Source organism: Staphylococcus carnosus, from assembly GCF_900458435.1.
Lineage (GTDB): Bacteria > Bacillota > Bacilli > Staphylococcales > Staphylococcaceae > Staphylococcus > Staphylococcus carnosus.
The window spans coordinates 1,880,012-1,892,485 of record NZ_UHCT01000001.1 but is presented as its reverse complement, the minus strand read 5'-3'; the positions used below and the strand labels follow the sequence as shown (position 1 = coordinate 1,892,485).

Sequence of the window (12,474 nt, the reverse complement as noted above, 5' to 3'; positions counted from 1 at the left end):
ATAATCATATTGAAGATTCTAAATAAAAAAGGAGACATTATAATGAGTAAATTGCCTAAAGACTTTGTATTAGGTGCGGCAACTGCTGCGTATCAAGTTGAAGGTTCTAGTACTGTTGACGGTAAAGGTAGAGCTTTATGGGACGGATTTTTAGAAAAACAAGGGAGATTTTCTCCAGATCCAGCAAGTGATTTCTACAATCGTTATGAAGAAGATATTCGCTTAGCATCTGAATATGGTATTAAAGGTATCCGTATTTCAGTAGCATGGTCTAGAATTATACCTGATGGAACAGGAGAAGTTAATCCTAAAGGTATAGAATACTATAGAAATGTTTTTGAAACTTGTCATAAATATGGCGTTGAACCTTATGTGACATTACATCACTTTGATACACCAGAAACGCTTTTTGAAAAAGGAGACTGGTTAAATAAAGCGCAACTTGATGCATTTGATAGATTTGCTGAGTTAGTGTTTGATGAATATCATGACATTGTAAAACATTGGATGACTATCAACGAACCTATTGCTTATGTTCAAGGACAATACATTACAGGTGCCTTCCCGCCTGGTGAGCAATACAATACTTTAAAATGTCTTCAAGCGCAACATAATCAAATCGTAGCTCACAGCCGAGTAGTTAACCTTTTCAAATCTAAAGGTTACGAAGGGGAAATCGGCTTAATTCATGCTTTAACGCAATTTTACAGCATCGACAATCAACCGCTGAATCAAATTGCCGCATATAAGCATGATATATTCATGAACGGTTTTATGTTAGACGGAACTTTCTTGGGTTACTATACTCCTGAAAAATTAACAGTAGTTCGTGAAATTTTAGGAGACGAATTTGAAAAATTAGATATACGTGAAGAAGAGTTAGAAGAAATGCGTAAAGCAGCTCCTCAACTTGATTTCTTAGGAATTAATTATTACCAAAGTAACTGGATTAAATATCATAATCAAGAAAGCTATATTCACCATAATGGTACTGGTGACAAAGGAACTTCTGTTTTCCGAGTTAAAGGTATTGGTGAAGTAGTTAAAAATGAAGCTATTCCGACAAATGACTGGGATTGGTACATTTATCCTCAAGGATTATATGATATGATTTTACGTATTAAAAATGACTATCCAAATTACAAAAAAATCTATATCACTGAAAATGGTTTAGGTTATAAAGATGTTCTAGAAGAAAATGGAGAAGTTCATGACGAAGATCGTATTGGCTATATCCGTCAACACATTGATGAGATTGAACGTGCGTACGTTGATGGTGTTAATGTTAAAGGATACTTTGTTTGGTCATTACAAGATATGTTCAGTTGGTCAAATGGATATAACAAACGTTACGGATTATTCTACATTGATTTCGAAACACAAAAACGTTATATCAAAGATAGTGCAAAATGGTATAAAGCACTTTCATTAGATATTTATGGAAAATAATATTAATGTTTAAAGCCTTGGCACTGCCGAGGCTTTATTTGTTAACATCCAGTTTCTTTAAAATATTGAATACGTTTTTTTATATTATCTCTCACTTCTTGGAATTTTGACCAATCTTTCCCTGCTGGGTCTTCAAATCCCCAATGCATTCTTTGTACATTAGAAGAAACAACAGAACAGTTTTTATCAGCATGATCGCATAATGTAATAACTAGGTCGGCAGATTTTAAATCTTGTTCAGTAATTTTATCAGAAGTTTGATGACTGATATCAATGCCGTCTTCTTTCATTGCTTCGATTGCTAACGGATTGACACCATGCGACTCAATTCCACCTGAATAAACGTTCCAATTTTCTCCTAATATATCTTTAGCATAACCTTCAGCCATTTGGCTTCGACATGCATTTCCAGTACAAATAAAGTAAATTGTATTATGGCTCATTTTGAAACCCCTTGTTTAAAATAATAACATCGATATATATAATCCTATCAATGTTGCGAGTAAGACAGGTATGGTAATAATAACTCCTGTTTTAAAATAAACGCCCCATGAAATTTTCATGCCTTTTTGTGAAAGAACATGAAGCCACAATAAAGTTGCTAGAGAACCGATAGGGGTAAGTTTAGGCCCTAAATCAGCGCCGATTATGTTTGCATATACAAGTGCCTCTTTAATTAATCCGGAAGCATGTGCTTGGTTAATAGCTATAGCATCTATCATGACTGTAGGCATATTATTCATAATTGCAGATAAAATTGCAGATAAGAAGCCCATACCGATTACGCTTGAAAATAAACCAAATTGCGAAATTTGATTTATGATCTCTGATAGTAGTGTCGTAATGCCTGCATTTTTTAATCCGAAAACAACAAGATACATTCCAATTGAAAATACAACAATATTCCATGGTGCCCCTTTAATAACTTCTTTAGTATTTACAGCTTTTGATTTTTTCGCTAATAAAAGGAAAACTAGTGCTATAATGCCTGCAATAATAGAAACCGGAATACCTGTGAACTCACTTATAAGATAACCACTGAGTAATAAAATGATAACTAACCAAGATAATTTAAATAATTGTGTGTCTTTAATCGCGCTTTCGGGAGGGGATAACTTTGAAATATCCACAGTGTCAGGAATACTTTTATGAAAATAAAGAAATAAAATTAAAATACTTGCGATTAAAGAAAATAGATTTGGGATTATCATTTTGAGGAAATACTCAATAAAATTAATGTTGAAATAATCCGCGGATACAATATTAACTAAGTTACTTACAATTAAAGGTAATGAGGTTGTATCTGCAATAAATCCACAAGCAATAATAAATGGGAATATATACCTTTTATTGAAGTTGAGATGTCTTACCATAGCAAGGACAATAGGCGTCAGTATTAAAGCTGCACCGTCATTTGCAAATAAAGCTGCAATTAAGGCACCTAAAAGTATGATATAAATAAACATACGGATACCATTACCTTTTGAAGCACGAACCATATGAAGAGCTGCCCATTCGAAAAAACCGATTTCATCTAAAATAAGTGAAATGATAATTAATGCGACAAATGTAAGGGTAGCGTTCCAGACAATTTGTGTCACTTCACCTAAATCATGAATAGAAACCACACCTGTTATTAAGGCAAGTAAGGCTCCAATAATTGCTGTAATGCCAACGTCTAATCCTTTGGGCTGCCATATTATAAAAATAAGTGTCATTATAAAAATAATAAGTGCAATCATTGCCATTTAAAAAATCCTTTTTTCTCTTTAAGATTTATTTTATAAATCATATGATAGCACCAACCGATACTTATTGTATATATGAAAAAACCACCAACCATTTAGTATGATTGGTGGTTTAAGTCAAAAAAACATTATTTTTGTTATTTAATTGGTGTAGCAGTTTCGTCTAATACTTTATTTAAACTTTCGATATTTGATTTACCTTCAGTGCGGAACCATTCTTGAACAGCTGCATCACCTTCAGCAAAGTGATCAGTAGCACCTCTCCAAGTTGCACGTCCACATAATACACCATTGAAAGTAGAACCTGCTTCTTTAGCAAAGTATAAAGTTTTTTGGAATAAATCAGCAGATACACCAGCACTTAAGTAAATATAAGGCAAGTTTGTAGATGCTGCTTGTTCTTTAAATGCTTGAACAGCTTCTTCTTTAGTGAATAATGCTTTTTCACCAAATCCTTCAACAAAGTTCATATTAACAGGTACTTCTACTTTTAATACGTCAACATTAAAACGTGGTTCTGAATATTTTTTCATTGCTTCATTTACTTTATGTGCTTTAACTTTAGCATATTCTTCAGAACCGCTATCAGCATTGTTAGCATCATAAGAAACGATTTCCAAGAATAAAGGTAAACCTTCAGCAACACATTCGCTTCCAACACGTTCAACGAAAGCTTCTTTTTGATCGTTAATTGCTTTATCTTCATCAATGTCTACATATACTAATAATTTTACAGCATCTGCGCCAGCTTCTTTAAGACGTTTAACAGACCAAACATTCAATAAGTCAGGAAGACGACCTGGTTCTGATGAATCATAACCAGTTTTTTCATAAGCAAGTAATAAACCAGAGTTTTTAGCGCGTACTTTTGTTGCTGGTAAACCGTATTCAGGATCAAGTAAGATACTTGAAGCGTAAGGAGTTAATTCTTCAGAAACATGTACTTTAAATTGTTCTAAGTCTTCTGTTTTAGCATCTTCTCCTAATAAACGTTTTAAAGCACCACGTTGGTCGATTGCTAATGCAGCGATGTAGTTTTTGTCATTTAATAAAGGTTTGATGGATTTTGTCATGAGGTTTTTGCCACCTTTTCAATAATTATTTGATTACTAAATTTTTTAAAGTTATCTAAATCAACATGTCCAGTTCTTGCTTCTAATGCATTTGAAATTCCTGCTGCCATAGCAAATTTGGCTGCTTTATCAAAGCTATTACTTTGTGAAAGTCCATAACTGAAACCAGCTAAACTGCTATCTCCAGAACCTACTGGATTTACTGCAATTATTTTAGGAATATCAATATTGTAAACTTCGTCTTTATAACGCAATAACGCACCATTTTTACCTAATGATAATAAAATATATGGTATATGAGCTAAGCGTTCATCTAATAATTGATTAGCTAAATCTAAATTATCTGTACTTGTAATTTCGTTAATTTCTTCATCATTTGGTTTGATGAGCAGGGGAGGACAGTGCGTTGAATGTGTTACTGTATAATTCAGTACTTTTCCAGAAGTATCTAAGCACACAGGAATACCTTGTTTATGTGCAATTTCTAATAATTTAACGTAATAATTTTCTGGGAAGCCTTTTGGTAAGCTGCCTGAAATTGTGATTAAATCATAATTAGATACAATGGTATTGAAATGATCTAAAAATCGTGTCTGAATTTCTTCTGGTTGTAAAGCGCCGCTTTCTAAAATTTCTGTTTGACTACCTTCACTGTTGATAGCGATACAAAGTCTTGTAGAAGCGGGGGAAACAGTAAAATCGTGTTTGATATTTGTTTCATCTAAATTATTAGTAAGCCATTCGCCGAATTTACCGCCGATAATTCCTGTACAAGTTACAGAAAGTCCTAGTTCGTTAGCTACCCGTGCGACATTAATTCCTTTTCCTCCAGCAGATTTGTAATCTTCTGAAGCACGTTGAACAGTATTTACTTCAAAATTTTTAATAGGGTAATTGATGTCGATTGCTGGGTTTAATGTAACGGTTAATAATTTAAAAGTCATTAGTCGTGGTATTCTCCGTTATCCCATTTTTTTAAGTAACCATCGAACATTTCGTGTGAATAATGAACATCTTCTGGTTTTAATGATTCATTCATGACCTTGATAAGTGCTTCTTTTTCTGGAGTTGGTTCATATTCTGTTTCAGCAAATGTATCAACGATATTTTTAATAAGATCAACGCCTGTAACCATGCCTCCAGCTGCAATAATATTACAATTGTATTCACTTTTAGCTAAACGAGCGCTTGTAGCATCTCGAACAAGTGCGACACGAGTTCCAGGTACTTTATCTGCACTAGCTGAAATACCTACACCAGTACCGCATAAAGCAACCCCGAAATCTACATCTCCATTAGCAACTAATTCACCAATACGTGTACCATAAATAGGATAGTGAGTACGTACATAATCGTAAGTCCCGACATCAATAACTTCGTGTCTGTTATTTTTTAAATAAGTAGCAACTTCTGCTTTAATATTAGTAACAATATGGTCACAACCAATAGCTATTTTCATAATCTTAATATCCTCCTATTAACATAAAGAATTCAACATATCAATTCTGATTTGATGACGTCCAGCGTCGTATCCAGCTTTTAAGAATGCTTTAACACAGTTTAAAGCATTAAGTTTACCTACAACTTCACTGCCTAAAACGATAACGTTTGTATTATTGTGTCTATGCGTCATTTTTGCTGATTGCTCGTCAGAAACAGTTGCAGCAATGATGTTTTTTTGTTTATTAGCAAGAATAAAAGGCGCAATACCATATTTATCAATAATAATTGCTTTAGTACCTTCATGTTCTTGAACATATTTAGTAACCTCAAAAGTAATTTCATCAATTGTTTTTGCTGAACTACTTGCTGATAAATCCTCGATTTCGTAATCTGCATCAGCTAATGATTTTAGAATAAAATCTTTTAATTCTTGTGATTGTGCATCGCTATGAATAACAATAGACATAATAAATCCTCCTGTTCGAAAATGTTTGAAATTGTTCTCATATAGAATATACACTTTGCTTATAAGTATGTCAATTTTATAAAGAGGATATATTGATACATAGGCGTTTATATATGGTTTTGCTACTTATTATTCATAAATTAGACATAAAAAAACGCACATCTGAAATGTGCGTTTATGTTCTAATAGTGTTATAAAATTTTAGTGAGCTTACTATAATAGTCTTCGACTTCTCGAAATATTTCTTTATCTGTAATAATAGCATCTAAATCTCTGATTTTATAAAAAGGGGTAAATGCGCGTGTATTAAACTTAGAACTGTCTGACACTAAATACTTTTCTGTAGATTGACTTAAGATAAGTTCATTCGCAATTCCTTCTTCTTCATTAGCTGTTGTTGCTTCATCATCCATAATACCGTTTACCCCGATAAAAGCTTTATCTATGTGTAAATTTTTGAGCATTGAAATTGCTAAATGTCCTATAAACGAACCGGTTTTTCTTCGATATCTTCCACCAATTAAAACCACATCCATATTTTCTATATCTTTGTATTGTTCAAATATAAAGAGCGAATTGGTAATGATATGTAAGTTCAAATCTTTGATGTATGGAAAAATAGCTTCGTTTGTAGTGCCTGAACCAATAAAAATAATATCGTCGTTACGAATTAATTGGCTGGCTTTTTCAGCTATAACACGTTTGTTCTCACTGTTTAATTGTTGCTTTTCTTCATTTGCCAATTCATCGTAGAAAGTTGTAGAATCTACAGCTCCTCCGTGTACTCTAACCAATAAAGATTTTTGTTCAAGTTCCTTCAAATCTCTACGGATTGTCATAGGCACCACATGCATTTCTTCTGATAAATCTTTGACGGATACACTTTTGGATTGCTTTAGTTTTTTTAGAATAAATTGATGACGTTCTTCTTTTAAATTCAACATTTTCACAACCTGCGTCTTTTTTTCTTAACTTAAGATTATTATAGCATATAGTATGATAGTGCTTTTATTAAATATGTGTCTTATTTAGCATATGATAATGCATCAAAAAGCATAGTTTTAAATTTAGATTTATCAACTGAAAGGACTACTTTGGCATTTGTTGTTTTGCTATTAAAATCTACTACAGTTTCTCCTTTAGTATAGGTGCCCGTTAACTCAATGTTCACTGCTGCATCTTCTACTGTAAAGTTTTCGGGATGAAGTAAATAAAGGATGGTATAGGCATCATATACTGCAATGCCTTTGCCGAATTGGTCTCCATGATAATGATTGAACATATGATAAAGCATATTAGACGTTTTATTCTGACTTTGTAATTCATTTATTGCATCATATGATAGGCTAGCACCGCGTGCTACGTCTAAACCGACCATTGTAATGGGAATATGCGCATTAAAAACAATATCTGCAGCTTCAGGGTCACAGTAAATATTGAATTCAGCAGCAGGGGTAACATTTCCTCTGCCAGCACTTCCGCCCATTAGTATGATTTCTTTAATGTGATCAGTCACTTCAGGATATGTTTTTAGTAATAAAGCGATATTAGTCAATGGACCAATAGGAACTAAAGTAATGGGTTCGTCTGAATTTAATAAAGTATCTTTCATAGCTTTAACAGCATTTTCTGAATCTAATAAGTCATAATTTGCTTCTGGGAATTCATAACCAGCCATTCCCGTTTCACCATGAACATGTTCAGCATCGACAGGTTGATTGATAAGAGGGGTAGCTGCACCTTGATGTACTGGAACATCGCTGTTGAAAAATGCTTTTAATTGCAATGCGTTGCTTGTAGTTTTATGGATATTTACATTTCCATTGACTGTAGTAATCATTTTTAAATCTAAATCAGGATGATTAAGTGCAATGCTGATTGCAGCTGCATCATCAATACCAGGATCTGTATCTATAATTATTGGTGTTGACATTTATAACATCCTCCAATGTGAATTGTATTTTGTTAATGTGTTCTATACCTTATATTCTATGTAAAAAAAGCCGGTGGGGCAAATGCCTCACCAGCTTTTTGTGCTTCTTGTAGTATAAAGTTTTATATTACATGTGTGCACTGTGTCCGCCAACCATTACCCAGTAAGAACCGATAACAGTTACAAGAGTAATAATAATGGCGAATATAACTTTGAATGATTGCGCTTGTCCATCTTTACCTTCAGTTAAATGCATGAACATTAATAATTGAAGTGCAGCTTGGATAAATGCGAACCCAAAGATAATTGTAATTTTAGCATTGAGTGTCAATGATGTGTAAAGAGTCACGAAAACTGCGAGTAGTGTCAGAACAATAGAGGCTATAAAGCCGACTGTATGTTTTACGATTGTATTCATCCGCTATACACCATCCCTATCATATATACTGCAGTGAAGATGAAGACCCATACTACATCTAAGAAGTGCCAGTATAAACTTACAATAAATAATTTTGGAGCATTATGTTCATTAAGTCCACGTGTTGCCACTTGAATTAATAAACAAATAATCCATACGATACCTAATGATACGTGGGCACCGTGAGTTCCTAACAAGATGAAGAAACTTGACCAGTAAGAACCGATTTGCGGTGTTACGCCTTCAGAAACATAATGCGCAAATTCGAAGATTTCTAATCCAACGAAGACAGCACCAAGTGCAACTGTGATAATCATCCAAATCATCATCAATTTTTGTTTTTCCTGTCTCATATAGTAAATTGCGATACCGCATGTATATGAACTAATCAATAATGCGAATGTCATCAATAGTACTAATGGCAGTTCAAACAAATCAGTTGTTAGTTTGTGTGCGTAATCACCAGCATGTTGCATAATAAGCAACGTTGCAAATAGAGTACCGAATAAAGAGAATTCAGCTGTTAGGAAGATCCAGAAGCCAAACTTGTTCAAATTACCTTCATGCGAACGCGCATCAATAGTGTTTGTATCATGCATGACTTGCAGCCTCCCTTTCTTTTTCGCGAGCTTCACGTAGTTTTGCTTCAGTAGCAGCTACTTCAGAAGCTGGAATGTAGTAACCGTGATCTTCTTGGAAGCTTCGATAAATCATACAACCGAATACACCGATTAAGCAGATGATTGCTGGAATGATTGTCTCGAATGTTAAGAAGAATCCGCCGATTGTCATGAAGATACCCATGAAGAAACCAACAGGTGTGTTGTTTGGCATATGAATATCTTTATAGTTATGGTTGTCTAAGTAGTGACGACCTTGTTTTTTCATATCTACAAATGTGTCTAAGTCATCCCAATCTGGAATGATCGCAAAGTTGTAAACAGGTGGTACTGATGAAGCAGTACTCCATTCTAGAGTACGTCCAAGACCCCATGAGTCACCAGATGCAATACGTGGTGATTTTAAGTGACTGTAGATGATGTTAGCAACTAAGAATAATACACTTGCAGCCATCATTAACGCACCGATTGTTGAAATTACGTTTAACATGAACCAACCGTCTGAAGGCATGTAAGTGTATAAACGACGTGGCATACCATCTAATCCAAGAATGAATTGAGGCATGAAACATACGTTGAATCCAATTACAAATAACCAGAAGAATGGTTTGTTTAAACGTTCATTCAATTTGTAACCCATCATCTTAGGATACCAGAAGATAAGAGCTGCGAAACAAGCGAACACAACACCACAAACTAATGTGTAGTGGAAGTGGGCTACTAAGAAATACGTATTATGGTATTGATAGTCAGTAGACGCCATCGCAAGCATTACACCAGTAACCCCACCGATAGTGAATGTTGGGATAAATGCTAATGAGAATAGCATTGGTGATTCGAAACTGATTCGGCCTTGATATAGTGTGGCTAACCAGTTAAATATTTTAACACCGGTTGGAACAGCGATTAACATTGTTGAGATTGAGAAGAATGAGTTGATTAAAGCACCATTACCCATTGTGAAGAAATGGTGGACCCAAACTAAGAAACTCAAGAATGAAATAGCAGCTGTTGCCCAGATCATACTCTTATGTCCGAATAAGTGTTTACGTGCAAATGTTGGAATGATATCTGAGAAGATACCGAATGCCGGAAGAACAACGATATATACTTCAGGGTGCCCCCATACCCAGAAGAAGTTCGCCCATAACATTGGCATACCGCCATTTGCGACTGTAAAGAATTGTGTACCGAAAATACGGTCAATTGTCATAAGCGCTAGTGTAACTGTGAACACTGGGAATATCAAGATTACGATTAAAGCAGTGATGAATGTTGTCACTGTGAACATTGGCATTTCCATAAACTTCATTGTTGGTGATTTACATCTTAAAATCGTTACAAAGAAGTTAATACCAGTCATTAACGTACCGATACCTGAGATTTGAATCGCAAGTAAGTAGTAGTTGACACCAGGACCAGGACTGAACTCACCAGCAAGTGGTGCATAGTTTGTCCAACCTGCAGCAGGTGAACCACCGACGATAAATGAAAGGTTGAATAATAACATTGCGCCTGCGAACAACCAGAAACTGATATTGTTCATAACAGGGAAGGCTACGTCACGTGCTCCGATTTGCAATGGAACAACTGCATTCCATAAACCGAAGATGAAAGGCATTGCCATGAAGATAATCATGATAACACCGTGTGTTGTGAAAATTTCGTTGTAGTGGTTTGCTTCCAAGAACGTATTGTTTGGAATAGTTAATTGAGTACGCATTAATAACGCATCAATACCACCGCGGACGAACATTAAGATTGCACAAAGCAGGTACATGATACCAATTTTCTTATGGTCAATAGTTGTAAACCACTCTTTGTACAGATATTTCCACAATTTAAAGTATGTGATTACTGCGATGACACCAATAACTAGGAAAGGAGCACCAATTTGCGCCATTGTAATCATCCAGTTACCGTGAAAGAGTAATTCATTCCATGGGAAATTCATTAATGTTCACCTCCATCATTTTTCTTTTCTAACTCAGATGCTTTTTTATCTTTTGCATCTTTATGAGCTTTTTCCATTTCGTCCATATTATGAGATTCTTCTTTCTTGAATTCGTTATCATATGGTTTGTTGTTTGGTAAAATCATTTCTTTCATACCATGACGTGTGTACATCACATTAGTGACATGAGGTTTTCTTGCTGGATATTTTGCATCTGGTTTGCTTAAAACGCCTTCTTTTTCATCATAGAAGTTAGGATCTTTTGGTGTGTAGTGGAAACGTTTATAAGCATAGAAGATATATTCCGGATCAGCAGCTGGGTCTACAAATGCCATGTGTGTACCGCTGAATGTCAACTCTTGGTTTTTAGTTGTAGGTAAAAGTTGTTTATCGAAAGTATCTTGTTTAAGAACTTCTTTTTTCTTAGCTTTATCTACCCATTTGTTAAACTCAGAGTTGTTTACAACATGAACAGGGAAAGTTTGACGAGCAAAGCCTTCACCGTTGAAGTTAGAGTTACGTCCACGGTATGTACCTTCTTTGTCACCTTCTAAAGTCCATTGCATAGTCATCGCTGTCATAGCATATTTTTGACCGCCAAGTTGCGGAATCCAGAAACTTGTCATAGTATCCATAGATTGCAATTTGAATACTACTGGACGATCTTTTGGAATCGTTAAATGATTCACCGTTTCAATTTTTTGCTCTGGATAAGCAAAGAACCATTTGAAACCTGCACTTGTTGCATAAACAACGACTGGGTCTTTGTCGCTAGCAGGCGGTTTTTCGTAATCATATAATGTTTTGACTGTTGGTATAGCCAAAGCAAATAAAATAATGAATGGTACGATAAACCAAATAGTTTCTAACAATGTGCTGTGATGAATTTTGCCTGATTCAGTGGTATTTGAATAACGGTATTTATAAGAAAATACAGCAAATAGTACAAACACAACACCAACAATAACAAGCATGAAAATGATTGAATAAATAATCAGCCATTTTAAACTACTTGCCATTGGCCCTTTTGGGTTAAGTACTTCCATATTTTGACAACCGCTGAGTAAAATCAACGAGCCAAACAATAGAAGCAAAGACTTGATTTTTGACACTTTATTGACCTCCTAATACTACAATTGTAGGGCTTAACAATAATTTTAAGATATTACGTGATATTTACAAGTGGGTGAAGGAAACTTTTTTTGAAAAAATAAAAGAAAGCCCAATAGACACTAGGACTGACGGGCTTTCACAGATTTGTTAAAATTATGTGTCCATTTTGTGAATACTGACATAAATTGCAATTCACACAAAAATAGACGCTATAGTTGAGAATCCTTATCAATTAAGGGGTGTAAGCGATAGCGCCA

The 12,474-nt window shown here is 34.7% G+C and carries 13 protein-coding genes; 1 reads left to right on the top strand and 12 read right to left on the bottom strand.

Annotated elements, in window-relative coordinates; translation table 11 throughout:
• Positions 1–42: 42 nt before the first annotated feature.
• The gene (gene lacG / locus DYE31_RS09100) at positions 43–1,449 is read left to right on the top strand and encodes a 6-phospho-beta-galactosidase (RefSeq protein WP_041612959.1); all 1,407 of its coding nucleotides are present in this window, start codon (positions 43–45) and stop codon (positions 1,447–1,449) included.
• Between the two features lie 41 nt (positions 1,450–1,490).
• Here the strand turns inward: lacG and arsC are convergent, their stop codons facing one another.
• The 12 genes from arsC to qoxA all read right to left on the bottom strand — a co-directional run bounded on the left by arsC (position 1,491) and on the right by qoxA (position 12,216).
• Positions 1,491–1,892: an arsenate reductase (thioredoxin) gene (arsC, locus tag DYE31_RS09095; RefSeq protein ID WP_015899924.1), complete on the bottom strand. Its 402-nt coding sequence runs from the start codon at positions 1,890–1,892 to the stop codon at positions 1,491–1,493.
• Between the two features lie 15 nt (positions 1,893–1,907).
• A complete protein-coding gene (gene arsB / locus DYE31_RS09090) occupies positions 1,908–3,197 on the bottom strand; it encodes an arsenite efflux transporter membrane subunit ArsB (protein ID WP_015899925.1) in 1,290 nt (429 codons plus the stop codon).
• A 137-nt stretch (positions 3,198–3,334) separates the two neighbouring features.
• Entirely contained in the window at positions 3,335–4,270 is a 936-nt protein-coding gene (gene lacD, locus DYE31_RS09085) for a tagatose-bisphosphate aldolase (RefSeq protein WP_015899926.1), read from the bottom strand.
• Positions 4,267–5,214 carry a 1-phosphofructokinase family hexose kinase gene (locus DYE31_RS09080; protein WP_015899927.1) on the bottom strand — a complete coding sequence of 316 codons (948 nt, stop codon included), beginning with the start codon at positions 5,212–5,214 and terminating at the stop codon, positions 4,267–4,269. Before DYE31_RS09080 ends, lacD begins: the two co-directional genes overlap by 4 nt.
• On the bottom strand, positions 5,214–5,729 hold the full coding sequence (gene lacB, locus DYE31_RS09075; RefSeq protein WP_015899928.1) for a galactose-6-phosphate isomerase subunit LacB: 516 nt from the start codon (positions 5,727–5,729) through the stop codon (positions 5,214–5,216). Before lacB ends, DYE31_RS09080 begins: the two co-directional genes overlap by 1 nt.
• Before the next feature lie 18 nt (positions 5,730–5,747).
• The gene (locus tag DYE31_RS09070; RefSeq protein ID WP_015899929.1) at positions 5,748–6,179 is read right to left on the bottom strand and encodes an RpiB/LacA/LacB family sugar-phosphate isomerase; all 432 of its coding nucleotides are present in this window, start codon (positions 6,177–6,179) and stop codon (positions 5,748–5,750) included.
• 191 nt (positions 6,180–6,370) lie between these two features.
• Entirely contained in the window at positions 6,371–7,123 is a 753-nt protein-coding gene (locus DYE31_RS09065) for a DeoR/GlpR family DNA-binding transcription regulator (RefSeq protein ID WP_015899930.1), read from the bottom strand.
• Positions 7,124–7,203: 80 nt separating this feature from the next.
• Positions 7,204–8,112, bottom strand: a complete 909-nt coding sequence (gene rihC / locus DYE31_RS09060; protein WP_015899931.1) for a ribonucleoside hydrolase RihC — start codon at positions 8,110–8,112, stop codon at positions 7,204–7,206.
• 127 nt (positions 8,113–8,239) lie between these two features.
• Positions 8,240–8,530, bottom strand: coding sequence for a cytochrome aa3 quinol oxidase subunit IV (qoxD, locus tag DYE31_RS09055; RefSeq protein ID WP_015899932.1), 291 nt, complete (start codon positions 8,528–8,530; stop codon positions 8,240–8,242).
• Complete coding sequence (gene qoxC, locus DYE31_RS09050; RefSeq protein ID WP_015899933.1) at positions 8,527–9,129, bottom strand: cytochrome aa3 quinol oxidase subunit III; 603 nt, start codon at positions 9,127–9,129, stop codon at positions 8,527–8,529. Before qoxC ends, qoxD begins: the two co-directional genes overlap by 4 nt.
• Positions 9,122–11,104 carry a cytochrome aa3 quinol oxidase subunit I gene (gene qoxB, locus DYE31_RS09045; RefSeq protein ID WP_015899934.1) on the bottom strand — a complete coding sequence of 661 codons (1,983 nt, stop codon included), beginning with the start codon at positions 11,102–11,104 and terminating at the stop codon, positions 9,122–9,124. The genes qoxC and qoxB overlap by 8 nt, the downstream gene beginning before the upstream one ends.
• Complete coding sequence (gene qoxA / locus DYE31_RS09040; protein ID WP_015899935.1) at positions 11,104–12,216, bottom strand: cytochrome aa3 quinol oxidase subunit II; 1,113 nt, start codon at positions 12,214–12,216, stop codon at positions 11,104–11,106. Before qoxA ends, qoxB begins: the two co-directional genes overlap by 1 nt.
• Between the last annotated feature and the right edge of the window lie 258 nt (positions 12,217–12,474).

Bases quoted from the DNA above. Each gene is read 5' to 3' on its own strand.
- lacG (WP_041612959.1), top strand. From the start codon at position 43: ATGAGTAAATTGCCTAAAGACTTTGTATTAGGTGCGGCAACTGCTGCG.
- arsC (WP_015899924.1), bottom strand. From the start codon at position 1,892: ATGAGCCATAATACAATTTACTTTATTTGTACTGGAAATGCATGTCGA.
- arsB (WP_015899925.1), bottom strand. From the start codon at position 3,197: ATGGCAATGATTGCACTTATTATTTTTATAATGACACTTATTTTTATA.
- lacD (WP_015899926.1), bottom strand. From the start codon at position 4,270: ATGACAAAATCCATCAAACCTTTATTAAATGACAAAAACTACATCGCT.
- DYE31_RS09080 (WP_015899927.1), bottom strand. From the start codon at position 5,214: ATGACTTTTAAATTATTAACCGTTACATTAAACCCAGCAATCGACATC.
- lacB (WP_015899928.1), bottom strand. From the start codon at position 5,729: ATGAAAATAGCTATTGGTTGTGACCATATTGTTACTAATATTAAAGCA.
- DYE31_RS09070 (WP_015899929.1), bottom strand. From the start codon at position 6,179: ATGTCTATTGTTATTCATAGCGATGCACAATCACAAGAATTAAAAGAT.
- DYE31_RS09065 (WP_015899930.1), bottom strand. From the start codon at position 7,123: ATGTTGAATTTAAAAGAAGAACGTCATCAATTTATTCTAAAAAAACTA.
- rihC (WP_015899931.1), bottom strand. From the start codon at position 8,112: ATGTCAACACCAATAATTATAGATACAGATCCTGGTATTGATGATGCA.
- qoxD (WP_015899932.1), bottom strand. From the start codon at position 8,530: ATGAATACAATCGTAAAACATACAGTCGGCTTTATAGCCTCTATTGTT.
- qoxC (WP_015899933.1), bottom strand. From the start codon at position 9,129: ATGCATGATACAAACACTATTGATGCGCGTTCGCATGAAGGTAATTTG.
- qoxB (WP_015899934.1), bottom strand. From the start codon at position 11,104: ATGAATTTCCCATGGAATGAATTACTCTTTCACGGTAACTGGATGATT.